Source organism: Streptomyces sp. NPDC008121, from assembly GCF_042957155.1.
Classification (GTDB): domain Bacteria; phylum Actinomycetota; class Actinomycetes; order Streptomycetales; family Streptomycetaceae; genus Streptomyces.
In genome coordinates this window covers 200,873-227,590 of sequence record NZ_JBIBHT010000009.1, presented here as the reverse complement: position 1 = coordinate 227,590, position 26,718 = coordinate 200,873, and the positions used below count along the sequence as shown (strand labels likewise).

The window sequence follows — 26,718 nt, the reverse complement described above, 5'->3', positions numbered from 1 at the left end:
CAGGCGGGACCTCACAGCGGAACGCGTAGGGCCCCATCGATGAGTTCCGCCGCCTCCCGCGCGTCCGCGCCGTCGCTCGCGAGGAGGTGCTCCCGCACCAGCCGCAGCCGGTCGCGCAGCCGCTGGGACTCCATCCCCCGCGCCCCCTCCGTCATCTCCCGCGCCGTCCGCGCCGCCTGGTCGGCCTCCCCCTGGTGCAGCTCGATCTGGCACAGCATCGCCAGCCGGTGCACCCTCCCCCGGTCGTGGGCCGGGGTCCCCACCGCCGCCTGCGCGTGCTCCCGCGCCGCCGGGAGATCACCCAGACTGAGCAGCGCCTCGGCGACCTGCACATTGACGAGCCCGGGCTGGACGTAGCCGGTCTCGGCCGGCTCGTGCACCGGACAGATCCGCTCCGCCTCCGCCTCCGCCCGCCGTATGCACGCCAACGCCGCCGCCCCGTCGCCGAGATGGGCGTAGGCCTTCGCCTGCATCGCGGAGAGATCCGCGGCCAGCGCCGGAGTGATCCGGCGCCCGGCCGACCGCAGCGCCGCCTCGGCGAACGCCACCGCCTGCCGGTACTCCCCCATGAACAGCGACTGGTTGACGAGCAGCGCGACCACATAGGCGCCGAGCCCCCGGTCGCCGCTCGCCTTCGCCAGCCGCAGCGCCTGATGGAAATAGCGCTGGGCGAGCCCGAGCGCGTCGGAGTCGTACGCGCAGATCCCGGCCACCGCCACCAGCCCGCCCGTCGCCCGGTGCAGCTCCCGGCCGAGACCGTCGCTGTACGCACCGCGCAGCAGCGGCGCGGTCGCGGAGTTGAGGAAGCCGACGATCCGCACGCGGGTCGCGACGCCGCCCGCCTTGCGGTACATCTGCTCGTAGTGCGCACGGGCCGCGCGGAGCATCGTGACGTCGGCCATCGAGACGCGTGTCGGCCCGTCGCGGGAGACGTCGGCGTCCTCCGGCGGGTTCTCCCACTCCCACACCGGCATCACCGCTGGCGTACCGGTGACGGCCGGCGCCCCGAGCAGATGCGTCCGCTGCTGTTCGTCGGAGCGCCACAGGGCGGCGGCCCGCTCCACGAAGCCCGAGAGCGGCGAGCCGTGGGACGGAGCGGCGGCGCCGGGCACACCGAGTCCGATGTCGTCGAGGGTGACCGCGCGGCGCAGCCGGACCGCCAGCACCTCGCAGATCAGGTCGGGCACCTGCCCGCGCGGCCGCTGGCCCTTCAACCACCGGGCGACGGCGGTGTGTTCGTAGCGCAGGGCGAGACCCCGGGCGCGGCCCGCCCGGTTCACCTGGGCGGCCAGGCCGGCGTGGGACATGCCGGCCTCGTCCAGGACGGCGTCGAGCAGGGTGTTGGGCAGCATGGGCCCCTCCGGTGGCTCAGTGGCGCTCAGATTAGTGGAGGGCGGTTTCGCACGGGGTGTGAATGAAGTGCCCGTTTCTCCCGTCCGCGTACTCTGCCGCCGTACGTCCCGGACCGGTTGACTGATCGTCTCGCCGCAAGGCGACCGGGCCGCCGACTCCCCCTCTGGCAAGTGCGGCGGCCCGCCCGCGCCGCCCGCCCCGCCGATCTGCCCGACACTCCGTGGCGGGGCGGGTGGCGCCGGCCCACCGAACCCTCCTCCCGCCGGGTGCTCACCGGTGGGAGGTGGGCGCGGGCCGGGTACGGCGCAGCCCGGGTTCGGCGGGCTGCGCCGGCACCCGGGCACGGTCGTCGCGGACGACCGACAGGACCATGTCGTCGACGAGTCGGCCGCGGGTGCGCCGGAGCAGGGCGCTCCCCGCACGCCGGAGGGGGCCGCCCCCGTGCGTGGTGCACCGGGGCGGCCCCCTCCGGGGGTGGTTCACCGTCAGGCGCCGCGCAGGGTGGCGCCCGTGCGTTCGGCGGCGAGGGAGACCGCCGCGTCGCGGGCGGCGGTGGCCTCCTCGACGGTGAGGGTGCGGTCCGTGGCGCGGAACTTCAGGGCGTACGCCAGGGACTTGCGGCCCTCGCCGAGCTGGTCGCCGGTGTAGACGTCGAACAGGCGGATGGCCTCCAGGAGTTCACCGGCGCCCTCGCGCAGCGCGGTCTCGACCGTGGCGGCCGGGACGGCGGTGTCGACGACCAGGGCGACGTCCTGGGTGGCGACCGGGAAGGAGGAGATCCGGGGGGCCTTCAGCGGGCCCTCGGACGCCCGCTCCAGCAGGTCCAGGTCGATCTCCATCGCGCAGCTGCGCGCCGGCAGACCGAACGCCTTCACCACGCGCGGGTGGAGCTCGCCGGCGTGGCCGACGAGGACCTTCTCGCCGTCCACCTCGACGTGGAACGCGGCGCAGCGGCCCGGGTGCCACGGGGCGTGCCGGTCGGCGCTGATGATCAGCTCGACCCCTGCCTCGGCGGCCACGGTCCGGCCGGCCTCGACCGCGTCGGCCCAGTCGGACGGACGGCCCTTGCCCCACCAGCCGGCCTGCTCGCGCGCGCCGGTGAGGACGACGGCGGCGCGGCGCGGCTGCGCGGGCAGCGCGGCGTTGACCTCGGCGATCTCCTCCTCGGTGGGGCGGCGGTCGACGGGCAGCCGGACGGCGACGCCGGGCTCACCCTCGGGGCGGAAGACCGTACCGGTCTCGAAGAGCGCCAGGTCGTGGCTGCCCCGGCTGTCGTTCCGGCGGAGCGCGGCGAGCAGACCCGGGAGCAGGGTCGTGCGGAGCGCGGGCTCCTCGTCCGAGATCGGGTTCACCAGCTTCACGAGGCGGCGACGGGCGTCGTCCGCGTCGAGACCGAGGTGGTCGAGGGCCTGCTCCCCGATGAAGGGGTAGTTCAGCGCCTCGACGTAGCCGGCGCCGGCCAGGGCGCGGCCCACCCGGCGGTGGGTGCGCTGGCGCTCGGTGAGCCCGCGGCCGGCCGGCGGCTTGGGCAGCGTGGAGGGCAGGTTCTCGTACCCCTCCAGGCGGATGACCTCTTCGGCGAGGTCGTTCGGCTCGTTCAGGTCGGGGCGCCACGTCGGGACGGTGACGACCAGCTCGTCCTGGCCGTAGACGTCGCAGCCGATCTCCTGGAGGCGGCGGACGACGGTCTCGCGGCCGTAGCCCACGCCCGCCACCCGGTCCGGGTGGTCCGCCGGCATGGTGACCGTGCGGGGCGCGGACGGTGCCAGGATCTCCGTGACGCCGGCCTCGGCGGTGCCGCCCGCGAGGAGCACGAGCAGGTCGACGGTCCGCTGCGCGGCGGCGGCCGCCGCCTGCGGGTCGACGCCGCGCTCGAAGCGCTTGGATGCCTCGGAGGCCAGCTTGTGGCGGCGGGCCGTGCGGGCGATGGAGATCGGGTCGAAGTGCGCGGCCTCGATGACGACCTCGGTGGTGGCGCCCGCCTCGTCCGCGTGGTCGGCGATCTCGGTGTCGGCGCCGCCCATGACGCCCGCGATGCCGATCGGCCCGCGGCTGTCGGTGATGACCAGGTCGGCGCCGTCGAGGACGCGCACGGCGCCGTCGAGGGTGGTGATCTTCTCGCCGTGCTCGGCGCGGCGGACCCCGATGGGCCCGTCGAGCCGGGTGCGGTCGTAGGCGTGCAGGGGCTGGCCGAGCTCGAGCATCACGTAGTTGGTGATGTCGACGGCGAGCGAGATCGGACGCATGCCGGCCTTTTGCAGACGACGCTGCATCCAGATCGGCGTACGCGCCTCCGGCTCCAGGCCGACGACGGTGCGCGCGGTGAAGCGGTCGCAGCCGATCGGGTCGGCGATCTGCACGGGGTAGCCGTACGAGTTCGGCGCGGGCACGTCGAGGAGCGCCGGGTCGCGCAGCGGCAGGCCGTAGGCGATGGCGGCCTCGCGGGCGACACCGCGCATCGAGAGGCAGTAGCCGCGGTCGGGAGTGACGGCGATGTCGAGGACCTCGTCGTACAGCTCCAGGAGGACGGTGGCGTCGATGCCGATCTCGTGCTCCGGCGGCAGCACGATGATGCCGTGGGTGCCGTCGTCGCCCATGCCCAGCTCGTCGCCGGAGCAGATCATGCCGCGGGAGACCCGGCCGTACGTCTTGCGCTCGGCGATCCGGAAGTCACCGGGGAGCACGGCGCCGGGCAGGGCCACGACGACCTTGTCGCCCTCGGCGAAGTTCCGGGCGCCGCAGATGATCTCCTGCGGCTCGCCGGTTCCGTTGGCCTGGCCGACGTCGACGGTGCAGAAGCGGATGGGCTTCTTGAACTCCGTCAGCTCCTCGATGGTGAGGACCTTGCCGACCACCAGCGGGCCGGTCAGTCCGTCGCCGAGCCGCTCGACGGTCTCGACCTCGAGTCCTGCCGAGATGAGCTTGGCCTGGACGTCACGTCCGGTCTCCGTCGCCGGCAGGTCGACGTACTCCCGCAGCCAAGAAAGCGGGACCCGCATCAGATCTCCATCCCGAACGGCCGGGTGAACCGGACGTCACCCTCGACCATGTCTCGCATGTCATCGACGTTGTGGCGGAACATCAGCATCCGCTCGATTCCGAACCCGAAGGCGAAGCCGCTGTACTTCTCCGGGTCGACACCGCAGGCGACGAGCACCTTGGGGTTGACCATCCCGCAGCCGCCCAGCTCGATCCAGCCCTCGCTGCCGCAGGTGCGGCAGGGCCGGTCGGCGTTGCCGACGGACTCGCCGCGGCAGACGTAGCAGAGCATGTCCATCTCGGCGGACGGCTCGGTGAACGGGAAGAAGTTCGGGCGGAGCCGGGTCTTCATGTCGGGCCCGAAGAGCGCCTGGACCATGTGGTCGAGGGTGCCCTTGAGGTCGGCCATGGTCAGGCCCTCGTCCACGGCGAGCAGCTCGATCTGGTGGAAGACCGGGGTGTGCGTGGCGTCCAGCTCGTCGGTGCGGTAGACCCGGCCGGGGCAGACGACGTAGACCGGGGGCTCCCGGTCGATGAGCGTGCGGGCCTGCACCGGGGAGGTGTGAGTGCGCAGCACGACACCGGACTCGTCGCCGGTGGTCCCCTCGGGGCCCTGGACGAAGAAGGTGTCCTGCATCTGGCGCGCCGGGTGGTCCGGCACGAAGTTGAGGGCGTCGAAGTTGAACCACTCCGCCTCGGCCTCGGGGCCTTCGGCGACCTCGTACCCCATGGAGACGAAGACGTCGGCGACCCGCTCCATGAGCGTGGTCAGGGGGTGGCGGGCGCCGGCCGGGGTGCGGTCGTACGGCAGGGTGACGTCGACGGCCTCCTCGACGAGGACGCGGGCGTCGCGCTCGGCCTCGAGCTCCGCCTGGCGGGCGGCGAGGGCCTTGGAGACGACGCCGCGGGCCTGGCCCACGAGCTTGCCGGCCGCGGCCTTGGCCTGCGGCGGCAGGGCGCCGATCTCACGGTTGGCCAGCGCGAGCGGCGAGGTGCCACCGGTGTGCGCGGTCTTCGCGTGTGCGAGCGCGTCGAGGTCACCCGCGGCGGCGAAGGCGGCGAGCGCCTCGTCCCGCATGCGCTCGATCTCTTCCGGTTTCAAGGCCTCGACCTCGACCGGGTCGTACGACTTATTGGGTGCGGACATCTCTTCCCGTGCTTCCGTTTGGCTGGCTGGGCGGCCCCGCTCGACGACAAGGGCGCAAACGTGCCAAAGGTCGAGTCTAACGGGGTGCGAGGACGCGGATGAGCCCGTGGGCGGGCCGGGCGGCCGATGATCTCGTCAGGCGAGATAGGCCGGGGCACCCACGGGCAGGATAAATCGGAACTCGGCGCCGCCCCGGGGGCCGCGCCCGACGGTGATGGTGCCGCCGTGGGCCTCGACGATGCCCTTGACGATGTAGAGGCCCAGGCCGGTGCCCCCGCGCTTGCTCCCCCGCCAGAAGCGGGTGAAGACGCGTCCCATCGACTCTTCGGGGATGCCGGGGCCTTCGTCGCTCACGGTGACCGCCGTTCCCTTCTCTCCGTCGGTGGTGGCGCGGGTGGGTGCCACCTCGATGGTGACGGTTCCCTCGCCGTGGCGCACCGCATTTTCGAGGAGGTTGCCGAGGACCTGGTCGACCTTGTCGGGGTCGGCCCACAAATCGGGCAGCTGCGGCCGTACGCGGACGAAGAAGCGGTCGGGCGACTGGCCGCCGGCGGTGAGGGCCTGGATGTGGCGGCCGACGGCGGCGGCGATGTCGACGGGCTGGCGGCGGACCTCCAGGCGGCCGGAGTCGATCCGGGAGATGTCGAGGAGTTCGGCGATGAGCCGGGTGACGCGGTTGGCGTCGGCGTCGACGGTCTCCAGCATGAGCCGCTTCTGGTCGTCGGTGAACCGCTCCCACTTGGCGAGCAGGGTCGCCGTGAAGCCCTTGACGGAGGTCAGGGGCGAGCGCAGCTCGTGGGCGACCGTGGCGATCAGCTCGGCGTGGCTGAGTTCGGTGCGCCGCCGGGCCTCGGTGCCGCGCAGCGAGACGACGACGCGGCGCACGGGCCCGGTGGGGTGCTCGCGGACGTAGCGGGCGGAGACGAGGATCTCGCGGCCGCCGGGGAGGAGCAGGTTGCGCTCGGGCTGGCCGCGGCGGGTGGCGAGTCCGCCGTACGGGTCGGTGAGGGTCCACCAGCGGCGGCCCTTGAGGTCCTCCAGGGGCAGGACCTGCTCCAGGGGGGCGCCGATGGCCTCGTCACGGGGGACGGAGGTGAGGCGGGCGGCGGCGGCGTTGAAGCAGACGACGCGGCCGGTGGCGTCGGCGACGACGAGACCGTCGGGCAGATCGTCGGGGTCGACGCAGGTCCGGGCGCCGTGCTCGGAGGCACGCGGGCCGGAGCCCCGCCCGTCTGTGGACCTGTCCGTGCCGACCGTCATCCCCGTCCCCCACCCCTCCGTGTTGCGCAGTGGGCCCCCCGAGCCCGTCACCCTACTAGGTGGAGGTGACGGAGTGGACCCCCTCAGGCGGTGGTTCGGGGCCGCTGGGCCCGTGCGGAGGCGTACAGGCACACCGCGGCGGCGGTCGCGAGGTTGAGGCTCTCGGCCTTGCCGTGGATCGGGACGCGGACGACGGCGTCGGCGAGGGCGCGGGTCTCCTCGGGCAGACCCCAGGCCTCGTTGCCGAAGATCCAGGCGGTGGGCCCGCCCATGGTGCCGGCGTCCAGTTCGTCGTCGAGGTCGTCCTCACCGGCCCCGTCGGCGGCCAGGATGCGGACGCCCGCGCTCTTCAGACCGGCGACGGCCTGCTCGACCGGGACGCCGACGGCGACCGGGAGGTGGAAGAGGGAGCCGACGGAGGCGCGGACGGACTTGGGGTTGTAGAGGTCGACGGAGGCGTCGGTGAGGACGACCGCGTCGGCTCCGGCGGCGTCGGCGCAGCGCAGGACGGTGCCGGCGTTCCCGGGGTCGCGGACGTGGGCGAGGACGGCGACCAGCTTGGGCCTGGCGGCCAGGATCTCCTCGAACGGCGAGTCGAGGAAGCGGCATACGCCGACCAGGCCCTGGGGGGTGACGGTCTGGGAGACCTCGGCGAGGACCGCGTCGGAGGCGTGGTGGACGCGGGCTCCGGCCTCGCGGGCCGCGTCGACGATGCCGGCGTACCGCTCGGCGGCCTCGACGGTGGTGAAGAGCTCGACGAGGGTGGGCTCGCCCGCGCCGCCGCGGTGTTCGACGGCCTCGCGGACGGCCTGCGGGCCCTCGGCGATGAAGAGGCGGTCCTTGCCCCGGAAGTTGCGCTTGGCGAGCCGCCGGGCGGCGACGACGCGCGGCGAACGCGGGGAGATCAGCTCGGGGGTGCCCATGGGGTCGGCGGCTCTCTTTTCGTCCGTACGAGAGGGGTGCGAGGCGGGGTGCGGCGGCCGGCGGCGGTCCGGGACGCGGGCTCAGCGGGCCCGGGCGGGCCCGGCGCTCCCGGAACGCGCCGGACCCGCAGGCGCGGGGCCTGCGGGTCCGGGCGGAAGTACTGCGGCCTGGAAGATCAGGCGGCGGCCTTCGGGGCGTTGACGTCGGCCGGCAGAGCCTTCTGCGCGACCTCGACCAGCGCGGCGAACGCGTTGGCGTCGTTGACGGCCAGCTCGGCGAGGATCTTGCGGTCCACCTCGATGTTGGCGGCCTTCAGACCCTGGATGAGGCGGTTGTACGTCATGCCGTTCTGGCGGGCAGCGGCGTTGATGCGCTGGATCCACAGCTGACGGAAGTCGCCCTTGCGCTTCTTGCGGTCGTTGTAGTTGTAGACCAGCGAGTGGGTGACCTGCTCCTTGGCCTTGCGGTACAGGCGCGAACGCTGACCGCGGTAGCCGGAGGCCGCCTCGAGGATCGCCCGGCGCTTCTTGTGGGCGTTGACTGCCCGCTTGACGCGTGCCACTTGTTAACTCCTTGTAGCGGGGCCGTGGTTGGACTCACACGACCCGGAAACGAATGGGGCCCGGACTGGGCCGGTGGCTCCCGGTCACCGGGAGCCGGAGATCAGTCAGATGCCCAGCATCTTCTTGATCTTGGCCGCGTCGCCCGGGGCCATCTCGGCGTTGCCGGTGAGGCGGCGCGTCAGCTTGGACGACTTGTGCTCGAGCAGGTGGCGCTTGCCGGCGCGCTCGCGCAGCACCTTGCCGGAGCCGGTGATCTTGAAGCGCTTCTTGGCACCGGAGTGCGTCTTGTTCTTCGGCATCGCGCCGTATCTCCTCGTCAGTGGCGCTCCCCCCGGTGCGGGCACCGGACGACCGGGAGCGTCAATTCTTGGTGTGGTGGTTCCGGGCGAAGCCCGGGGCTGCCTGGCGGGCAGCCCCTCGGGTCACGCCTCGGGGTTCTCGGCCGGGGCCTCGGCGGAAGCCTCGACCACGGTCTCCTCGGCCGGAGCCTCGGCGGACTCGTCGGACGAAACGCCCTGACGCTCCGCCTTGCGCGCGGCCTGAGCCTCGCGCGCCTCGGCCATGGCCTCGGTCTTCTTCTTGTGGGGGCCGAGAACCATGATCATGTTCCGGCCGTCCTGCTTCGGGTTGGACTCGATGAAGCCAAGCTCCTCGACGTCCGAAGCCAGTCGCTGCAGCAGACGGAAGCCAAGCTCCGGGCGGGACTGCTCACGACCACGGAACATGATCGTGATCTTGACCTTGTCGCCCTGCTTGAGGAACCGGACGACGTGACCCTTTTTGGTGTCGTAGTCGTGCGGGTCGATCTTCGGCCGGAGCTTCATCTCCTTGATGACCGTGTGCGCCTGGTTCTTGCGCGCCTCACGGGCCTTCATGGCCGACTCGTACTTGAACTTCCCGTAGTCCATGAGCTTGCACACGGGCGGACGGGCGGTCGCCGCGACCTCGACCAGGTCGAGGTCGTACTCCTGTGCGAGCTCCAGGGCCTTGGCAAGCGGAACAATCCCGACCTGCTCGCCGCTGGGTCCGACAAGTCGCACCTCGGGAACGCGAATCCTGTCGTTGATGCGGGGCTCGGCGCTGATGGATCCTCCTCGGTAGCACCACGCGACCGCCTGGCGGACGGACGCGCATGTCTGTTTCTGTGAGACCAACCGCGCCGGAACGTGAAAAACGCCCCGGACGGGACACAGGCGGGGCTCCGCGAAAATACCGGAGCACCGCCGCGGTCAACCGCGGGGCGCACATCGGGCGGCTCCATCGTCCGTACGGAACGATGGGCGCCACCTGACCGGTGACCCGCCGCCCGCGAGGGCGGCCAGGTGGGAAGTCGGAGCCTCCACTTGTGGGCCGGGCACACACGTGTCCGGCCGGTCGTTACACAAGGTTAGCACCGACCGGGGCGGTTTGCTAACGGAGGACCGGGACCGCTCCCCCGCCCGCCGCGGCTTATCGTGTGGGGCATGAGCGAAACGCCCCACACCGAGTCCGCGGACTCCCCCGACTTCGACGCCATGACCCGCGACATCGCGGAGGTCCCGGCCGTCGAGGTGATCGTGACGGTCGCCGTCAACCTGATGAGCGCCGCCGCGGTGAAGCTCGGGCTCACCGAGGAGGGCGAGGAGCACAAGGACCTCGACGAGGCCCGCAAGCTGATCCACGCGCTGGCGGGTCTGCTGGACGCCGGCGCGACGGAGATCAGCTCGTTCCACGCGGCGCCGCTGCGGGACGGTCTGAAGTCCCTGCAGCTCGCCTTCCGCGAGGCCTCCTTCGTCCCGGACGAGCCGGGCCAGGGCCCGGGCGAGAAGTACACCGGTCCGGTGTACGGCTGAGTCCACCGCTCGATCCAGGGCCCGCCGGTGGCGGGCCGCACCGCTCCGCCACTGTGCGGCGGAAAGCCACGCCGAGGGGCGGGCGCCGGTTCCGGCCGGCGCCCGCCCCTCCGTCGTCCGCGCGCTCAGTCCGCGTGGGCGCTGATGTAGAAGGGCTCGCCGGGCGGCGTGGCCGTGGCGGGCAGGAGCGCCAGGTCGAGGCCGCGTACGAGGCGGGCTCTGAGCGTCTCGTCGGCGGCGAGCAGCCGGGCGACCCGCTGGGCGGCTTCCGCCGGGGCCGCGTCCGGCGCCAGGACGAGGGCGAGGGTGCCGTCGGCGCTGCCGGGGCCGAGGTGGGCGCGCAGGACGGCGGGCTCGGCGGCGACGGCGGCGCGCACCGCCTCGCGTACCGCCGGGTCGTCCAGCGGGTCCGCGCTCCGGCGGCCCTCCGCGAGGGCGAGCAGGGCCGGGCCGGTCACCTGGTACGGCACGGGCCCCGCCAGGTCCAGGACGAGGGTGTCCGCCTTCTCGTGGGCGAGGGCCTGGAGCGCCTGGTGGAGGGGGACGGCGACGGGGCGGGCGGCCGGGTCCCAGAGGGCGAGCGCGGCGAGGGAGGTGAAGGCGGGGAGCGCGCGCCGGTCGCCCGCGGTCAGCGTCGGCACGGCCATGTCGCTGGTCTTCTCGCGGCGCAGACCCGTCTCGGGGTCCTCCTCGACCTCGCCGAGGACGGCCACGACGGGCACGAGCAGACGCGCGTCCCGGAGCGCCTCCAGGACGGGGCCGTGCGCGGTTCTGTCCGCCGCCCAGGCGGCCAGGGCCTGGGAGAGCCGCGGGTCGGCGGTGCCGTCGTCGTCGGAGAAACCGGGGTCAGGGATGTTCTTGAGCGCCACGCGACGAGCCTAGCCGCCGCGGTCGGGGGGTTGTTCCCCGGCCGGGGAACGGGAGCGCCTGCGGCCGGTCCGCGAGCCGGGCCTGGCGGTCGGGCCGGGGAGCGCCTGCCGGTCCGGTCCGCGAGCCGGGCGGGGCGAGTCGGGCCGGGGAGCGCCTGCCGACCGGCTCGCGAGCCGGGTGAAGTCCGGGCGGGCCGGGGAGCGCCTGCCGACCGGGTCCGCGAGCCGGGTGAAGTCCGGGCGGGCCGGGGAGCGCCTGCCGACCGGGTCCGCGAGCCGGGCGGGGCGGTCGGGCCGGGTGTCTCGGCGCGGGACCGTCAGCGGGGTGGGCGGGGGCCGGTGAGGCCGGTGCGCCAGAGGACGGCCGCGGCCACGAGCAGCAGCACGCCGACGCCGCCGGCGACGGGGGCGAGCAGGCCGGTCGGTTCGCCGTCGTCGGCGGCGGGGCTCGGCCCGGGGCCGAAATAGCGCCCGCCGAAGCCGGCGGCGGCGTTCTTGGGGTCGGCGCCCCGGAGTGCGGCCCCGGCCTCGATGGCGGCGGCGGGGTCGACCGTCCCGTACCCCTTGGCGTCGCTGCGGCCTGCCTTGGGCCGGTTGCGGGCGGTGTCCGTGAGGAGCTTCTTGACCTGGGCCGGGGTCAGGTCGGGGTGGGCGGAGCGGACGAGCGCCACGGCGCCGGAGACGAACGCGGCGGCGGCGCTGGTGCCCCAGCCCTGGTAGTAGCGGCGGTCGGGGTCGGCCATGACGATGTCGACGCCGGGCGCGCTGACGGTGGCGTACCAGCGGCTGGTGGAGAAGGAGGCGTGGGTGCCGTAGCGGTCGACGGCGGTGACGGCGATGACGCCGGGGTAGGCCGCCGGGAAGGAGATGTGGTCGCCCTTCTCGCCGCCGTTGCCGGCCGAGGCCACGACGGAGACGCCCTTCGCGAGGGCGTACTGCACGGCGGCGTCCTCGCCGGCGTCGGGGTGCGCGGACTCGGAGTCGTCGCCGAGGGAGAGGTTGATGACGTCGGCGCCGTGGTCGACCGCCCAGCGGATGCCTTCGGCGAGGGCGGTCCCCCGGGACTTGCGGGCCTTGTCCCGGGCCTTGTCGGTGCCTTCGAGGATGACCCGGACGGGCAGGATCCGCGCCTGGGGCGCGACGCCGAGGACGCCGTCCTGGCGGTCGGGGCCGTGGCCGTGCCCGGCGATGATGCCGGCCATGGCGGTGCCGTGGCGGGCCCAGGCGCGATCGCCTTCCCGGGCGCCGAAGCCGATGAGGTCGGTGCCGGTGAGGACCGAGCCGGCGAGGTCGGGGTGGTCGGCGTCGACGCCGGTGTCCAGGACGGCGACGGTGACGCGCTCGCCCCGGGTGGTGCGCCACGCCTCCTCGGTGTGCAGGGCCTCCAGGCCCCACTGCTGCCCGCGGATGGTGTCGGCGTGGGCGGGCGCGGCGGTGGCGGGGAGGACCGCGAACGCGGCGGCGAGGAGGGCCGCGGCGGCGGCGCGCGCGCGGGTACGGCGCCGGACGGGGCTCCGGGTGGGGCGTGCGGTCACCGGTCGTCGTCCTTCTGGGCGGCCGCGGCGACGGTCGCGCGCAGGCCGCGCTCGATGCCGTCGGCGACGCCCTTGGCCTCGTGGCCGAGGCCGGCCTGGGCGGGGGCGGTGGTCCGGTCGGCCGCCATGGCCTCGGCGGCGGGCTCGGGGCTGACCGGGCGGCCGTCGGCGAACCCGGAGACCGAGAAGACGACGACGGGGAGGTCGGGCAGGGCGCGCGTCCACCAGCTGGCGCGCTGTCCGGCGCCGAAGCGCTCGGCGACCGTGCCCGGGGCGGAGAGCGGTGGGGGCGCGTCGTCGCCGATCAGGGGCCCGTCGAGGGAGCGCATGGTGGCGGGGTCGGCCGGGGTGAACGCCAGGCCGACGGTGATGACGCTGGTGGCGGTCGCGTCGGTGTACGTGGCGCGCAGGACGCGGTCGCAGCCGGGGGGCCGCAGGGCGGTGAGGACGCTGGCGGGCAGGACGGCGGGCGTGCAGGGGGCGTCGGGGGCGACGACGACACGCGTCCAGGAGCGGGCGGCGTCCCCGGGTCCGGCTTTCGGGCCGGCGAGGGTACGGGGGAAGAGGGTGTCCACCGGGGCGTTGTGCCAGAGGGCCCTGGCCTGCGAGAAGCCGGGGGGCTCGGGGGGCTCGCCCACGTGGCCGGCGGCGAGGACGGTCCCGGCGACGGCGCCGCCGATGAGTCCCAGTCCGACGACGAGGCACACCCCGGCCGCGATCAGGCGTCCGGTCCGGCGCTCCTGGACGGGCCGGAGCCGCGTGGTCGTCTCGGCGGGCGTCTCGGGCGGCACGGTGTACGCCTGGTAGGCGCCGTACGTCCCGTAGGCCTGCCGGGACCGCCCGGCGGCCGCGGCCCATGTCGCCTGCGCCGCCGCTTCGGTCCCCGTCTCCGGTCGGGAGCCGGCCCGGTCGCCGTGCGCGGGGTCGGCGTGCGGGCCCCTCGGCGGGGCCGGGCGGCGCGGGTCGCCGGTGGCGGGGGCGGGCAGGGGGTGGCCGGCGCGCCGGGGCGCGGGTACGGAGCCGTTGGCCGGGGCCGTACGCGGGTCCCGGCCGGTGTCGCGGATCGGGCGCAGCCGGGCGGTCGTCTCGACGGAGGGGGCCTCGGCGGGGCGGGGCGGTATGCCGCGTCCGCGGTCGCCGGGAAGGGGGCCGCGGGCGTCGCCGCCGGCGGCCGGGGGCCCGGCGGGGCGGGGCGGGACGGGGGCGTCCAGGGCGGCCGTCGCACGTGCGGTGCCTGCCGGGGCGGGGGCGCCGGGCGCCGGAGCCTGCGCGGACCGGTTCGGCGAAGGGGCCTGGGCGGACGTGCCCGGCACGGAGGGAGCGGCGGACCGGCTCGGCGCCGGGGCGGCGGACGTGCCCGGTGCGGGGGTGCTCGGGGCGGGGGGCGTCTGGGGGAGCAGCGCCTCGCTGATCCGGGACCTGGGAGGGTGCGCGTCGGTGGTCATACCCGTCCCCCTGGTCGTTCTGGCAATGGCCGTCACTCTACGGGCTGTTCCCCCCTGCACGGGAACCGAGGGGCTACCCTGCCGTAAACCTGTCTGGCAAGCTCGGCCCATGACTCCCCGCGCCGCCGACCGGGCCCGGTACGACCGGGCCACCGCCCATCTCGACGCGCCCGTGGCGATCGTCGATCTGGAGGCGTTCGACGCCAATGCCGAGGATCTCGTCCGGCGGGCCGGCGGCAAGCCGATCCGGGTGGCGAGCAAGTCCGTGCGGTGCCGGGCGCTGCTGGAGCGGGTCCTGGCGCGCGAGGGCTTCGCCGGGATCATGTCGTTCACCCTCGACGAGTCGCTGTGGCTCGCCCGCGCCGGGTTCGACGACGTGCTGCTCGCCTATCCGTCCGCCGACCGGACCGCGTTCGGCGAGCTGGCGAACGACCCCAAGCTCGCCGCCGCCGTCACCGTCATGGTCGACGATCCGGCGCAGCTCGACCTGGTCGACCACGCCCGCGCGGGCGGCGAGGAGGAGATCCGGGTCTGTCTGGAGCTCGACACCTCCCTCCGGCTGTTCGGCGGGCGGATCCGGGTCGGGGCCCTCCGCTCCCCGCTGCGCGAGCCCGCCCAGCTGGCCGAGCTGGCCCGGTCGGTGGCCCGCCGTCCGGGCTTCCGGCTGGTCGGGATCATGGCGTACGAAGGTCATGTCGCCGGGGTCGGGGACGCGGTCGCCGGGCGGCCGCTGCGCTCCCGGGCGATCCGGCTGATGCAGTCCGCCGCCCGCAGGGAGCTGGCGGAGCGGCGGGCCGCCGTGGTCCGTGCCGTGCGGGCGGTCGCGCCGGACCTGGAGTTCGTCAACGGCGGCGGGACGGGCAGCGTGCAGCACACGGCGGCCGAGGAGGCGGTGACCGAGATCGCCGCCGGGTCGGGGCTCTTCGTGCCGCGCCTCTTCGACAACTACACGTCCTTCTCCGGCCGCCCCGCCGCCCTCTTCGCCCAGCCGGTGGTGCGCCGCCCGGGCGTCGGCGTGGTGACCGTGCTCGGCGGCGGCTACCCCGCGTCCGGCGCGGCGGGGCCGGACCGGCTGCCCGTCCCGTACCTTCCGGAGGGGCTGCGGTACGACCCGCAGGAGGGGCCGGGCGAGGTGCAGACCCCGCTGCTCGGCTCCCCCGCCGACGATCTGCTCATCGGCGACAAGGTGTGGTTCCGGCACGCGAAGGCCGGTGAGCTGTGCGAGCGGTTCGACAACCTGCGGCTGGTCGAGGGCGACCGGGTCACGGCGACCGTACCGACGTACCGGGGCGAGGGCCGCACGTTCCTCTAGGAGGCCGTACGTTCCTCTCGGACGTGTGCTGCGGGGGGTGTCAGGAGCCCGGGGTGATCGGGGCGCCCACGCCTCCGTTGGTCGTGCTGCCGAGGGGGAGGATCCCGCGCACGATCTCGTCCATCGCGGCGAGCGGCGGCCCGGCGGGCCCCGCGTCGAAGGCGAAGCGGACCAGGACCGGGGACTCGCTGCCCAGCGGGGAGGGGAAGGCCACGGACTGGACGTAGGCGCCGGGGCCCTTGCCGGTGGTGACCTGCCAGCGCACCAGGTAGCCGGTGCGGCCGGCGACGACGGTGGGGCGGGCGGCGACCTGCCGGTGGGAGACGATCCCGCCGTAGGGGTGGTTGCCGTAGACGTCGTCCTCGAGGAAGGCGTCCGCGGCCAGGGCGATGTCCTCCTTGGCGAGGGCCTCCGGGGTGGCGGCGTCCGTACCCGACGCCGTGCGGGAGTCGACGGTGCCGCGGCGGCAGTCGACGCTGGGCGCGCCGGGGCAGGTGTAGGTGCCGGCGGTCGTGACCGTCGGCATACCGCCGGCGGTGTACCGCGGCTTCTCCCATCCCTTGATGACGGGGAGGCTGATGCCGTTGAGCTGGTCGACGACCCGCGTCGGGTCCTCGTCCTCGTCGTCGGTCGCCGGGCCGCTGGAGGAGGTGGTGGTCGGCGCGGCCGAGGTGGTCGTCGGGGTCGCCGGGGGCGGTCCCGCCTTCTCCGGGCCCTCCTCGTCGCCGCCGAGGACGACGCCCACGACCACGCTCGCCGCGACGGCGGCGACCGCCACCGCGCCGAACACGACCGCCCGGCCCCGTCGTGCGGGTGCGGGAGCGACGACCGGCATCGGAGCGGTGACCGGCAGGGGCCGGGTGTGGGCGCTCCAGGTCGTACCGTCCCACCAGCGTTCGACGGAGGGCGTGGTCGGGTCCGGATACCAGCCGGGAGGGGTCATCATGCTCATCCGGCCACCCTAGAGGTCGTGTTCGAGGGGCCGTACACGGAGTCCGCCGGGCCGGCCGCCACCGCTGTGCGTACCCGGGACAGCCGGGCGTCGTGGGACGCCCGGCTGTCCCGTCGGCAGGACATCCCCTAGAGCGGGGTGACGTACGCGCCCGAGATGCCGCCGTCGACGAGGAAGTCGGTGGCGTTGACGAACGACGAGTCGTCGCTGGCGAGGAAGGCGACGGCGGCCGCGATCTCCTCGGCCTCGGCGAACCGGCCCACCGGGATGTGCACGAGGCGGCGCGCGGCGCGCTCCGGGTCCTTGGCGAACAGCTCCCGCAGGAGCGGGGTGTTGACGGGCCCGGGGCAGAGCGCGTTGACCCGGATGCCCTCGCGGGCGAACTGCACGCCCAGCTCGCGGGACATGGCGAGCACGCCGCCCTTGGAGGCGGTGTACGAGATCTGGCTGGTGGCGGCGCCCATGACGGCGACGAAGGAGGCGGTGTTGATGATGGAGCCCCGGCCCTGCCGCCGCATGTAGGGCAGGGCGGCCTTGCAGCAGAGGTAGACGGAGGTGAGGTTGACGTCCTGGACGCGCTTCCAGGCCTCCAGGCCGGTGGTGAGGATGGAGTCGTCGTCGGGCGGGGAGATGCCCGCGTTGTTGAAGGCGATGTCGACGGAGCCGTAGGTGTCGAAGGCGGTCTTGAAGAGCGCCTCGACCTGCTCGGGGTCGGTGACGTCGACCTGGACGAAGGTGCCGCCGACCTCCTCGGCGGCGGCCTTGCCCGCGGTCTCGTCGATGTCGCCGCAGACGACGTGGGCGCCCTCGGAGGCGAGGCGGCGGGCGGCGGCCAGGCCGATGCCGCTGCCGGCCCCGGTGATGACGGCGGTACGGCCGACGAGGCGCCGGCAGACGATCGGGTCGGTCATGGGGTTCAGGCCTCCGTGCTTTCCGTGCTGATGAAGACGTTCTTGGTCTCGGTGAAGGCGGTGAGGGCGTCGGGGCCCAGTTCACGGCCGAGGCCGGACTGCCGGTAGCCGCCGAACGGGGTCCAGTAGCGGACGCTGGAGTGGGAGTTGACGGACAGGTTGCCGGCCCGGACGCCCCGGGAGACGCGCAGCGCGCGGCCGACGTCCCGGGTCCAGATCGAGCCGGACAGGCCGTACTCGGTGGCGTTGGCGAGCCGGATCGCGTCGGCCTCGTCCTCGAAGGGCAGGACGACGGCGACGGGGCCGAAGACCTCCTCGACGGCGCAGGGGGCGTCCTCGGGGACACCGGTGAGGACGGTCGGCGGGAACCAGAAGCCGGGGCCCTCGGGCGCCGTGCCGCGGAGGGCGGGCGCGGAGTCGGGGACGTACCCCCGTACGCGCTCCAGTTGGGCGCGGGAGATGAGCGGGCCCATCTGGGTCTTCTCGTCGGAGGGGTCGCCGACGACGATCTCCTCGATCGCGGGGGCGAGCAGGTCGAGGAAGCGGTCGTGGACGGAGCGCTGGACGAGGATGCGGGTGCGGGCGCAGCAGTCCTGTCCGCTGTTGTCGAGGAAGGACATCGGCGCCGCCGCCACCGCCGCTTCGAGGTCGGCGTCGGCGAAGACGATGTTGGGGCTCTTGCCGCCGAGTTCGAGCGTCACGCGCTTCACCTGGTCGGCGCACTTCGCCATGATCGATTTGCCGACGCGCGTCGAGCCGGTGAAGACGATCTTGGCGACGCCCGGGTGTCCGACGAGCGCGTCGCCCGCGACGGCCCCCTCGCCCGGCAGGACCTGGAAGAGCCCCGCGGGGAGCCCGGCCTCAAGGGCGAGTTCGGCGAGCCGGAGCGCGGTGAGCGGGGTGGTCTCGGCGGGCTTCAGGATCACGGCGTTGCCGGCGGCGAGGGCGGGGGCGGTGGCCCAGGCGGCGATCGGCATGGGGAAGTTCCAGGGCGCGATCACGCCGACGACGCCGAGGGGTTCGAGGAGGGTGAGGTCGATCCCGCCGGCGACGGGGATCTGGCGGCCGTTGAGCCGCTCCACTCCCCCGGCCGCGTAGTCGAGCAGGTCGCGGACGTTGCCGGCCTCCCAGCGGGCGTTGCCGAGGGTGTGTCCGGCCTCGCGGACTTCGAGGAGGGCCAGCTCCTCGGTGTGGGCGTCGACGACGGAGGCGAAGCGGCGCAGCAGCCGGGCCCGGTCGGCGGGGGCCGCGGCGGCCCAGCCGCGCTGGGCTTCGGCGGCCCGGGTGACGGCCGCGTCGACGTCTTCGGCGGTGGCGGCCGGGACGGTCGCGACGACCTCTTCGGTCGCCGGGTTCAGGACAAGCAGTTCGTGCGGCAACTCGTTCCTCACATGCGTTCGAAGGAGCGGCGCAGTTCCCAGTCGGTCACCGCGGCGTCGTACGCGTCGAGTTCGACGCGGGCCATGTTGCGGTAGTGGGCGACGACCTCGTCGCCGAATGCGGCCTTGGCGATGGGGCTGGTCTCCCAGAGTTCGGCGGCCTCGCGCAGGGTGGTGGGGACGTGCGCGTAGTCGGCGGTGTAGGCGTTGCCGTCGCAGGCCGAGGGCAGTTCCAGGCGCTGCTCGATGCCGTACAGGCCGGCGGCGACGAGGCCGGCGACGGCGAGGTGGGGATTGACGTCTCCGCCGGGGAGGCGGTTCTCGAAGCGGATCGAGCGGCCGTGGCCGACGACGCGCAGGGAGCAGGTGCGGTTGTCGACGCCCCAGGCGACGGCGGTGGGGGCGAAGGAGCCGGGCTGGAAGCGTTTGTAGGAGTTGATGTGGGGGGCGTAGAGGAGGGAGAAGTCGCGCAGGGCGGCGAGCTGTCCGGCGAGGAAGTACCGCATGACGTCCGACATGCCGCCGGGTCCGTCCCCGGCCATCGCGTTCCGCCCGTCCGCGTCCTGGAGCGAGAGGTGGATGTGGCAGGAGTTGCCCTCGCGCTCGTTGTACTTCGCCATGAAGGTGAGCGAGACGCCTTCCTGGGCGGCGATCTCCTTGGCGCCCGTCTTGTAGACGGCGTGCTGGTCGCAGGTGACGAGGGCTTCGTCGTAGCGGAAGACGATCTCGTGCTGGCCGGGGTTGCACTCGCCCTTGGCGGACTCGACCGTCAGCCCGGCAGCCGCCATCTCGTTGCGGATGCGGCGCAGCAGGGGCTCGACGCGGCCGGTGCCGAGGACGGAGTAGTCGATGTTGTACTGGTTGACCGGGGTCAGCCCGCGGTAGTTCGCGTCCCAGGCCTGCTCGTAGGTGTCCTTGAAGACGATGAACTCCAGCTCCGTGCCGACGTGCGCGGTGAAGCCGTGTTCGGCGAGCCGCTCCAGCTGGCGGCGGAGGATCTGGCGGGGCGCGGCGACGACGGGTGAGCCGTCGTTCCAGGCGAGGTCGGCGATGAGCATCGCCGTACCCTCGTTCCAGGGGACGCGGCGCAGGGTGGCGAGGTCGGGGATCATGGCGAAGTCGCCGTAGCCGCGGTCCCAGGAGGACATCTCGTATCCGTCGACCGTGTTCATCTCGGTGTCGACGGCCAGGAGATAGTTGCAGCCCTCGGTGCCGTGGTCGAGGACGTCGTCGAGGAAGAACGGTGCGGCGAACCGCTTGCCCTGGAGCCGCCCCTGCATGTCGGGGAAGGCCAGGACGACTGTGTCGATCTCACCGCTCGCGACGAGGGCACGCAGCTCCTCGACGGAGAGCGGGGCTTTGCGGTCTGCCACGGGATTACTCCTCCTTCGGCCAGCCGGGATCCATAAGGTATTGCCGGAGACCATTGCTTGGGAAGGGGAAACCGCGACGTGGCGAAGATCGGTGGGGAGACGGACGCGGCCTCGGCCGCGGTGGCGCACGTGCCGGACCGGCTGACGCCCGTGCTGCGGCCGGTGCGGGCGGGCAACGGATTCGAGGAGGCGCTGGAGCAGATCCTCCAGGTGGTGCGGCTCGGGCTGGTGCCCGGCGGGGAGCGGCTGCCGGCGGAGCGGGAGCTGGCCGACCGGATGGGGATCAGCCGGGTCACCCTGCGCGAGGTCCTGAAGGTGCTCCAGGAGCAGGGTCTGGTGGAGAGCCGGCGGGGGCGGTACGGCGGAACGTTCGTGCTGCACCGGCCGCAGACGGGGGGCGAGGACGAGCTGCGCCGCCGGATCGCCTCCGTCGACGTCGAGGACACCCTGCGCTTCCGCGAGGTCCTGGAGGTCGGCGCGGCGGGGCTGTGCGCGGCGCACGGGCTGACGAGCGAGGGCGCGGAGCGGCTGCGCGCGGCCCTGGCGGCCACGCACGACGCCCCCCTGGCCGACTACCGCCGCCAGGACACCCTGCTCCATCTCACCCTGGCCGAGCTGTCCGGGTCGGCGACGCTCACCGCGCAGTACGCGGGCGTCCGGGCGGCCGTGAACGACCTGCTCGACTGCATCCCGCTGCTGGTGCGCAACCTGGAGCACTCCCAGCACCAGCACACCGCGCTGGTGGAGGCGGTGCTCGACGGCGACGCGGACGCGGCCCGCGAGGTCATGCGCGAACACTGCGGCGGTACGGCGGCCCTGCTGCGCGGTTTCCTCACCTGAGGGCCCACGGCGGCAGTCGGGGCCGGCGCGGTCCGTCGGTGTGGGGCGTCGGCGTAACCCGAAAGTAACGCACGGGGGTTGCGTTCCCGCCGACCCGGCGCAAAGGTATGGCACCAATCCATTGGGCCCGCTGCGGGGAGCTGACGCTGCCATGACGCTCGAAGACACCACCGGGGACACGGCCGGAGCCACGACCGCGCCCGACGACTATCTCGACCGCCGCGCCCTGCGGCGCGGCAGCGCCGGCTGGCTGCTGCTCACCGGACTCGGCGTCGCCTACGTCGTCTCCGGCGACTTCTCCGGCTGGAACATCGGCCTGTCCAAGGGCGGCTTCGGCGGGCTGGCCATCGCCACCGTCCTGATGGGCGCGATGTACGCCTGTCTCGTCTTCGCGCTCGCCGAACTCTCCGCCATCCTGCCCACCGCCGGCGGCGGATACGGCTTCGCCCGGCGGGCCCTCGGCACCTGGGGCGGGTTCCTCACCGGCACCGCGATCCTCATCGAGTACATCCTCGCGCCCGCCGCGATCTCCATCTTCATCGGCGACTACGTCGAATCGCTCGGCCTCTTCGGTCTCGAGTCCGGCTGGCCGGTCTACCTCGCCTGCTTCGCGGTCTTCATCGGGATCCACCTGTGGGGCGTGGGCGAGGCGCTGCGGTTCAGCCTCATCGTGACGGCGATCGCGGTCGCGGCGCTCGTCGTCTTCGCGCTCGGCGCGCTGAGCGGCTTCCACGTCGACGGACTGAACGACATCCCGGTCGACGGCGAGGCGTTCGGCGCCAACTCCTGGCTGCCGTTCGGACTCCTCGGGATCTGGGCGGCCTTCCCCTTCGGCATGTGGTTCTTCCTCGGCGTGGAGGGCGTGCCGCTGGCGGCGGAGGAGGCCAAGGACCCGGTCCGCTCCATGCCGAGGGCGCTCGCGATCTCGATGGGCGTCCTGGTGCTGCTCGCCGTGGTGACCTTCTTCGCCGCGACGGGGGCCCGGGGCTCGGCCGCCATCCAGGAGGCGGGCAACCCGCTCGTGGTGGCCCTCCAGGGCGACGGGGAGCCGACGGCGCTCAGCCGGTTCGTGAACTACGCCGGGCTCGCGGGGCTCGTGGCCTCGTTCTTCTCCCTCATCTACGCCGGTTCCCGGCAGCTCTTCGCCCTCTCCCGGGCCGGCTACCTGCCCCGCTTCCTGTCGCTGACCAGCCGCCGCAAGTCGCCGTACCTGGGCCTGCTCATCCCCGGCGCGATCGGCTTCGCGCTCGCGGCGGGCACCGGGAACGGGGCGCGGATGCTGAACATCGCGGTGTTCGGCGCCACCATCTCGTACGCCCTGATGGCGCTCTCGCACATCGTGCTGCGCCGCCGGGAACCGCAGCTGCACCGGCCGTACCGCACCCCGGGCGGCGTCCTGACCTCGTCGGTGGCGTTCGTGCTCGCCCTGTCGGCGCTGGTGGCCACCTTCCTCGTCGACAAGGACGCGGCCTTCATCGCCCTCGGGGTGTACGTGATCGCCCTCGCCTACTTCGCGTTCTACAGTCGGCACCATCTGGTGGCGAAGGCGCCGGAGGAGGAGTTCGCGGCGCTGGCGGCGGCCGAGGCCGAACTCGAGCGCGACTGAAGTACCGTCCCCCTATCGCAGGAGTGTCCCCCGTGCCCAAGCCGCTCATCGGCGTGACCACCTATCTCGACCCGGCCCGCTGGGGTGTGTGGGAGATGCCGGCGGCGCTGCTCCCCGCGCAGTACCCGCGCCTGGTCCAGGCGAGCGGCGGTCTCGCGACGATGCTCCCGCCGGACGATCCGTCGGCGGCTGCGGGGGTCGTGGCCCGGCTCGACGGCGTGGTGGTGGCGGGCGGCGCGGACGTCGAGCCGGTACGGTACGGGGCCGCGCCCGACCCGCGTACCGGACCGCCGGCCCGGGCCAGGGACGCCTGGGAACTGGCCCTGATCGAGGCGGCGCTCGCCTCGGGGACGCCGCTGCTGGGCATCTGCCGGGGCATGCAGCTGCTGAACGTGGCGCTCGGCGGCACGCTGGTGCAGCACCTCGACGGCCATGTGGAGGCGGTCGGCGTGATCGGCCACCACGCGGTCAAGCCGGTCCCGGGGACCCGCTACGCCTCCCTGGTGCCCGAGCTGACGTCCGTCCCGACCTACCACCACCAGGCGGTGGACCGCCTCGGCGACGGCCTGATCCCGTCGGCGTACGCGGAGGACGGCACGGTCGAGGCGGTGGAGCTCCCGGAACCGGCGTGGGCCCTCGGCGTCCAGTGGCACCCGGAGATGGGCGAGGACCTCCGGGTCATGCGCGGCCTGATCACGGCGTCGAGCGCCGGGGGTGTGGTGAGGGGCGGGGAGGCGAGCTCCCGGACCCGCTGAGGAGCGCGGCCTGATCACGGCGTCGAGCGCCGGGGCGTGGTGAGGCGCGGGGAGTCGAACGCCCGGACCCGCTGAGGGCCCTTGCGGGGGCGCGGGGGTCTGCGCGCGCACCCACGAGCACCCACGAGCACCCGCGGGCACCCCGGTCGTCTCACCCCGTCGGCGTCGCCCGCGTCAGCGACAGCAGGTCCCGCGCCGGGCCCGTGGGCCGGTGCCCCGTCGGCCAGACCGCGCGGAGGTCGCGGCGGAGCAGGGCGCCCGCGACGGGGATCGCGACCAGGCGGCGGGAGGCCAACTCCTCGGCGACCGCCAGTTCGCTCAGGACGGCCGGACCCGCGCCGCTCACCGCCGCCGCCTTCACCGCCGTCGTGGAGGCCAGCTCCATGAGCGGCTTGGCGAGCCCGCCGTGGGCCGAGAGCGCCGAGTCGAGGACCTGCCGGGTGCCCGAGCCGCGCTCGCGCAGGATCAGCGGGGTCGCGGCCAGCTCGGCCGGGTCCAGCGGCCTGCGGCGGCGGGCCCAGGGATGGGACGGCGCGGCGACCACGGCGAGCCGGTCGTGGGCCACGACCGCCCCGTCCAGGCCGTCGGGCACGGCGAGCCCCTCCACGAACCCCAGGTCCGCCTCGTCCGCGAGGAGCCGCTCCGCGACCACCGCCGAGTTCCCCGCCAGCAGGGACACCGCCGTGTCCGGCCGCTGCGCCCGCAGGGCGATCAGCCACCCCGGAAGCAGGTACTCCGCGATCGTCATCGACGCGGCGACCCGCAGCCGCGAGTCCCGGCGTCCGCGCAGCGCCTGGGCGCCCGCGTCGAAGGCCTCCGCCGCCTCCACGATCCGCCGCGCCCAGTCCGTCACCAGCGCCCCCGCGTCCGTGAGCCGCGAACCCCGCGGCGAGCGGTCCACCAGGGCCACCCCGAGCTGCCGCTCCATCGAACGGATCCGGCTGCTCGCCGCGGGCTGGGTGATCCCGACCTCGCGGGCCGCCCGTCCGAGGCTCCCGTGGCGGGCGACGGCCAGCAGGAGTTCGAGCGCCCCGAGGTCCGGGACCCGGTGGGAGAGGGGCGCTCCCCCGTCGGAGGGGTGCTCGCCGCTGGCGCTGTGCATCTGGCCGGTCATAAATCCAGCTTATGGCGTCATAGGCTCATGATCCCTGGTGGGGCGGCCCCGGCCGGACGACGGTGGACGCATGGCAACACTCGCACCCTCCCGTCCGGCCCCCCTCGCCACCACCCCCGGCGTGCGGGCGGCCGCGGTCCGTCACCTCGGCCCCAACTGGTACGCCTCCGTGATGGGCACCGCCGTCGTCGCCACCGCCGGAGCGAACCTTCCGGTGCACGTTCCGGGACTCCGCACCGCCTGCACGGCCGTCTGGGCGCTCTCCTCGGTCCTCCTCCTGGCCCTGCTCACGGCCCGCGCCCTGCACTGGATCCACCATCGCGACCGGGCCAGGGAGCATCTGCTCGACCCGGCCGTGGCGCCTTTCTACGGCTGCCTGTCGATGGCCCTGCTGGCGGTCGGCGGCGGCACGCTGCTCCTCGGCAGGGACTGGATCGGCCTCCCGGCGGCCCTCGCGATCGACACGGTCCTCTTCACCGCCGGCACGCTGATCGGCCTGGCCGCCGCCGTGGCGATCCCGTACCTCATGGTGGTGCGCCACCACATCGAGGCCGCCTCTCCGGTGTGGCTGCTCCCCGTCGTCGCGCCGATGGTCTCCGCGGCCCTCGGCCCGTTGCTGCTGCCCCATATGCCCGCGGGGCAGGCCCGCGAGACGCTGCTCATCGCCTGTTACGCCCTGTTCGGCATCAGCCTGCTCGCCACCCTCACCATGCTGCCGCTCGTCTTCGGCCGGCTGGTCACCGGCGGCCCGCCGCCCTTGGCGCTGACCCCCACCCTCTTCCTGGTCCTCGGCCCGCTCGGCCAGTCGACGACCGCCGCGAACACCTTCGCCGACGCGGCTCCGGGCGTCCTGCCCGCCCCGTACGCCCACGGCTTCGGCGCGTTCGCCGTTCTCTACGGCGTGCCCGTGATGGGCTTCGCGCTGCTGTGGCTGGCGCTCGCCGGCGCCCTCGTGCTGCGGGCACGGCGCAGGGGCATGGGGTTCGCGCTGACCTGGTGGGCGTTCACCTTCCCCGTCGGCACGTGCGTGACCGGCGCGGAGGGGCTGGCACGGCACACCGGGCTCGACGCCTTCCGCTGGCTCGCGATCGCGCTGTACGCGGTCCTCGTGGCGGCCTGGCTGGTGGCCGCCACGCACACCCTGCGCGGGCTGGTCAGCGGCGCGCTGCTCGCAGGGCCCGGGTCAGCACGGTCGGCGCCTCGGCGAGCGAGGGTCCGTACCACGTGAGGTGCCGTCCGCTAACGAGGGCTGCGGGCAGGCCGGGGAAGGCCTCGGGCCCGTCGTCGGGCGTGAAGCGGTACGGCTCGTCGGGCAGCACGACGAGGTCGGCACCGGCGGCGCGGAGTTCGTCGAGGGGGAGGCGGGGGTAGCGCTCGGCGTGGTCGGCGTACAGCTGACGGACGCCGAGCCGGGCGAGCACGGCGCCGGCGAAGGTGTCCCGGCCGAGGACCATCCAGGGGCGGCGCCAGATCGGCACGACGGCGGCGGGCCGCGCGGACCCGTCGGCGGGGCCCCCGTCGAGCGCCCGCGGGTCCACGGCCGCCCACGCCTCCTCCGCCTCGGCGAGCCAGCGCGGGCGCGGGTCGGCGCCGCAGGCCCGCAGGACCCGGGCCAGCTCGGCGAACGCCTGGTCGAGGTCGCGGATCTCGGTGACCAGGACGTCGAGACCGGCGGAGCGCAGGGCGGCCAGGTCGGGGGCCCGGTTCTCCTCCTCGTTGGCGATGACGAGGTCGGGGCGCAGGGCGGTGATCGCGGGGACGTCGGGGTTCTTGGTGCCTCCGACGCGGACGACGTCGAGGCCGGCCGGGTGGGTGCACCAGTCGGTGGCGCCGACCAGCAGGCCGGGGGCGGTGACGGCGATGGCCTCGGTCAGGGAGGGGACCAGGGAGACGACGCTGCGTACGCCGCGCGGGGGTCCGGCCGCGGTCATGCGTCGCTGGCCTCGATGTGTTCGGCGACGGCGACGACCAGCAGCCGGGTGCCGGCCTCGGTCGCGCGCCACCGGTGCCGCACGCCGCCGGAGAGGTAGAGGGTGTCGCCGCGTTCGAGCCGGTACGCGCGGCCTTCCGCCTCGACCTCGGCGGCGCCGTCGGCGACGTACAGCAACTCGTCGTTGCGGTGCAGGAATTCGCGGCCGGCGTCCTGCTCGCCGGTGAACTCCAGGGCGTGCAGCTGGTGGCGGCCCCGGACCACGGACCGTACGCCGGGGGGCAGCTCGCCGGCGGACTCGTGCGAGCGGACGATGTCGACGGTGCGGGCGGCCTCGGCCGCGGCGAGCAGTTCGCCGGCCGTGGTGTCCAGGGCGCCCGCGACGAGCTGGAGGGAACGGGTGCTGGGGCGGGCCCGCTCGTTCTCGATCTGGCTGAGGAAGGGCACGGACAGCCCGCTGCGGGAGGCGACGACGGCGAGGGTGAGCTGGAGCGCTCTGCGGCGCCTCTTGACGGCCGCGCCCACGCGCAAGGATTCCTTGTCGTCCATGCCGGCTCCCTCCCTCGTGCCTCGGGCTCGTACCCCGTACGGGCGGGTCGCCTCGTACTCGTCGGTTACCTGCACCTTACGCAGCTTTGG

At 74.2% G+C, this 26,718-nt stretch carries 24 protein-coding genes; 6 read left to right on the top strand and 18 right to left on the bottom strand.

What is annotated here, in order from left to right; genetic code table 11:
• Positions 1-11: 11 nt before the first annotated feature.
• The 8 genes from ACFZBD_RS28410 to infC all read right to left on the bottom strand — a co-directional run bounded on the left by ACFZBD_RS28410 (position 12) and on the right by infC (position 9,380).
• On the bottom strand, positions 12-1,352 hold the full coding sequence (locus tag ACFZBD_RS28410; protein ID WP_391144866.1) for a transcriptional regulator: 1,341 nt from the start codon (positions 1,350-1,352) through the stop codon (positions 12-14).
• 486 nt (positions 1,353-1,838) lie between these two features.
• Positions 1,839-4,352 (bottom strand): phenylalanine--tRNA ligase subunit beta, encoded by a 2,514-nt coding sequence (pheT, locus tag ACFZBD_RS28405; protein WP_391144864.1) that lies wholly within the window; start codon positions 4,350-4,352, stop codon positions 1,839-1,841.
• Positions 4,352-5,479 (bottom strand): phenylalanine--tRNA ligase subunit alpha, encoded by a 1,128-nt coding sequence (pheS, locus tag ACFZBD_RS28400; RefSeq protein ID WP_391144861.1) that lies wholly within the window; start codon positions 5,477-5,479, stop codon positions 4,352-4,354. The genes pheT and pheS overlap by 1 nt, the downstream gene beginning before the upstream one ends.
• A gap of 135 nt (positions 5,480-5,614) precedes the next feature.
• Complete coding sequence (locus ACFZBD_RS28395) at positions 5,615-6,739, bottom strand: ATP-binding protein (protein WP_391144859.1); 1,125 nt, start codon at positions 6,737-6,739, stop codon at positions 5,615-5,617.
• An 83-nt stretch (positions 6,740-6,822) separates the two neighbouring features.
• Positions 6,823-7,662: a TrmH family RNA methyltransferase gene (locus tag ACFZBD_RS28390; RefSeq protein ID WP_391144856.1), complete on the bottom strand. Its 840-nt coding sequence runs from the start codon at positions 7,660-7,662 to the stop codon at positions 6,823-6,825.
• A 176-nt stretch (positions 7,663-7,838) separates the two neighbouring features.
• Complete coding sequence (gene rplT, locus ACFZBD_RS28385; protein WP_125652405.1) at positions 7,839-8,225, bottom strand: 50S ribosomal protein L20; 387 nt, start codon at positions 8,223-8,225, stop codon at positions 7,839-7,841.
• A 105-nt stretch (positions 8,226-8,330) separates the two neighbouring features.
• Positions 8,331-8,525: a 50S ribosomal protein L35 gene (gene rpmI, locus ACFZBD_RS28380; RefSeq protein ID WP_019884943.1), complete on the bottom strand. Its 195-nt coding sequence runs from the start codon at positions 8,523-8,525 to the stop codon at positions 8,331-8,333.
• Positions 8,526-8,648: 123 nt separating this feature from the next.
• A complete protein-coding gene (infC, locus tag ACFZBD_RS28375) occupies positions 8,649-9,380 on the bottom strand; it encodes a translation initiation factor IF-3 (RefSeq protein ID WP_391144854.1) in 732 nt (243 codons plus the stop codon).
• A gap of 309 nt (positions 9,381-9,689) precedes the next feature.
• Here infC and ACFZBD_RS28370 point away from each other — a divergent pair, with 309 nt between their 5' ends.
• A complete protein-coding gene (locus tag ACFZBD_RS28370) occupies positions 9,690-10,058 on the top strand; it encodes a DUF1844 domain-containing protein (RefSeq protein WP_365719564.1) in 369 nt (122 codons plus the stop codon).
• Positions 10,059-10,183: 125 nt separating this feature from the next.
• Here the strand turns inward: ACFZBD_RS28370 and ACFZBD_RS28365 are convergent, their stop codons facing one another.
• The 3 genes from ACFZBD_RS28365 to ACFZBD_RS28355 all read right to left on the bottom strand — a co-directional run bounded on the left by ACFZBD_RS28365 (position 10,184) and on the right by ACFZBD_RS28355 (position 13,907).
• Positions 10,184-10,927, bottom strand: a complete 744-nt coding sequence (locus ACFZBD_RS28365) for an SseB family protein (protein ID WP_391144850.1) — start codon at positions 10,925-10,927, stop codon at positions 10,184-10,186.
• 317 nt (positions 10,928-11,244) lie between these two features.
• Positions 11,245-12,462 carry a type VII secretion-associated serine protease mycosin gene (gene mycP / locus ACFZBD_RS28360; protein WP_391144847.1) on the bottom strand — a complete coding sequence of 406 codons (1,218 nt, stop codon included), beginning with the start codon at positions 12,460-12,462 and terminating at the stop codon, positions 11,245-11,247.
• Positions 12,459-13,907, bottom strand: a complete 1,449-nt coding sequence (locus ACFZBD_RS28355; RefSeq protein WP_391144844.1) for a hypothetical protein — start codon at positions 13,905-13,907, stop codon at positions 12,459-12,461. Before ACFZBD_RS28355 ends, mycP begins: the two co-directional genes overlap by 4 nt.
• 109 nt (positions 13,908-14,016) lie before the next feature.
• Between ACFZBD_RS28355 and ACFZBD_RS28350 the strand changes: the two genes are divergently transcribed.
• Positions 14,017-15,219, top strand: a complete 1,203-nt coding sequence (locus ACFZBD_RS28350) for an alanine racemase (protein ID WP_391144840.1) — start codon at positions 14,017-14,019, stop codon at positions 15,217-15,219.
• Positions 15,220-15,259: 40 nt separating this feature from the next.
• Here ACFZBD_RS28350 and ACFZBD_RS28345 read toward each other — a convergent pair whose 3' ends face one another.
• The 4 genes from ACFZBD_RS28345 to ACFZBD_RS28330 form a co-directional block, all read right to left on the bottom strand.
• A complete protein-coding gene (locus ACFZBD_RS28345; protein WP_391144839.1) occupies positions 15,260-16,171 on the bottom strand; it encodes a DUF2510 domain-containing protein in 912 nt (303 codons plus the stop codon).
• A gap of 128 nt (positions 16,172-16,299) precedes the next feature.
• Positions 16,300-17,082, bottom strand: a complete 783-nt coding sequence (locus tag ACFZBD_RS28340; protein WP_391144836.1) for a 3-oxoacyl-ACP reductase — start codon at positions 17,080-17,082, stop codon at positions 16,300-16,302.
• A 5-nt stretch (positions 17,083-17,087) separates the two neighbouring features.
• Complete coding sequence (locus ACFZBD_RS28335) at positions 17,088-18,461, bottom strand: aldehyde dehydrogenase family protein (protein WP_391144833.1); 1,374 nt, start codon at positions 18,459-18,461, stop codon at positions 17,088-17,090.
• Positions 18,462-18,469: 8 nt separating this feature from the next.
• Complete coding sequence (locus ACFZBD_RS28330) at positions 18,470-19,834, bottom strand: glutamine synthetase family protein (RefSeq protein ID WP_391144830.1); 1,365 nt, start codon at positions 19,832-19,834, stop codon at positions 18,470-18,472.
• Positions 19,835-19,912: 78 nt separating this feature from the next.
• Here ACFZBD_RS28330 and ACFZBD_RS28325 point away from each other — a divergent pair, with 78 nt between their 5' ends.
• The 3 genes from ACFZBD_RS28325 to ACFZBD_RS28315 all read left to right on the top strand — a co-directional run bounded on the left by ACFZBD_RS28325 (position 19,913) and on the right by ACFZBD_RS28315 (position 23,035).
• On the top strand, positions 19,913-20,674 hold the full coding sequence (locus ACFZBD_RS28325) for an FCD domain-containing protein (protein ID WP_391144827.1): 762 nt from the start codon (positions 19,913-19,915) through the stop codon (positions 20,672-20,674).
• 151 nt (positions 20,675-20,825) lie between these two features.
• Entirely contained in the window at positions 20,826-22,280 is a 1,455-nt protein-coding gene (gene eat / locus ACFZBD_RS28320) for an ethanolamine permease (protein ID WP_391144825.1), read from the top strand.
• A 32-nt stretch (positions 22,281-22,312) separates the two neighbouring features.
• Positions 22,313-23,035 (top strand): gamma-glutamyl-gamma-aminobutyrate hydrolase family protein, encoded by a 723-nt coding sequence (locus ACFZBD_RS28315; protein WP_391144822.1) that lies wholly within the window; start codon positions 22,313-22,315, stop codon positions 23,033-23,035.
• A 151-nt stretch (positions 23,036-23,186) separates the two neighbouring features.
• On the opposite strand, the gene ACFZBD_RS28310 is transcribed toward ACFZBD_RS28315, so the two are convergent.
• Positions 23,187-24,149, bottom strand: a complete 963-nt coding sequence (locus tag ACFZBD_RS28310) for a LysR substrate-binding domain-containing protein (protein ID WP_391144819.1) — start codon at positions 24,147-24,149, stop codon at positions 23,187-23,189.
• 70 nt (positions 24,150-24,219) lie between these two features.
• Here ACFZBD_RS28310 and ACFZBD_RS28305 point away from each other — a divergent pair, with 70 nt between their 5' ends.
• Complete coding sequence (locus ACFZBD_RS28305) at positions 24,220-25,377, top strand: TDT family transporter (RefSeq protein ID WP_391144817.1); 1,158 nt, start codon at positions 24,220-24,222, stop codon at positions 25,375-25,377.
• On the opposite strand, the gene ACFZBD_RS28300 is transcribed toward ACFZBD_RS28305, so the two are convergent.
• Both ACFZBD_RS28300 and ACFZBD_RS28295 read right to left on the bottom strand, forming a co-directional pair.
• Positions 25,304-26,080 carry a helical backbone metal receptor gene (locus ACFZBD_RS28300; protein ID WP_391144814.1) on the bottom strand — a complete coding sequence of 259 codons (777 nt, stop codon included), beginning with the start codon at positions 26,078-26,080 and terminating at the stop codon, positions 25,304-25,306. The two genes, ACFZBD_RS28305 and ACFZBD_RS28300, sit on opposite strands and share 74 nt — an antisense overlap.
• Positions 26,077-26,628 (bottom strand): cupin domain-containing protein, encoded by a 552-nt coding sequence (locus ACFZBD_RS28295; RefSeq protein WP_391144812.1) that lies wholly within the window; start codon positions 26,626-26,628, stop codon positions 26,077-26,079. Before ACFZBD_RS28295 ends, ACFZBD_RS28300 begins: the two co-directional genes overlap by 4 nt.
• Between the last annotated feature and the right edge of the window lie 90 nt (positions 26,629-26,718).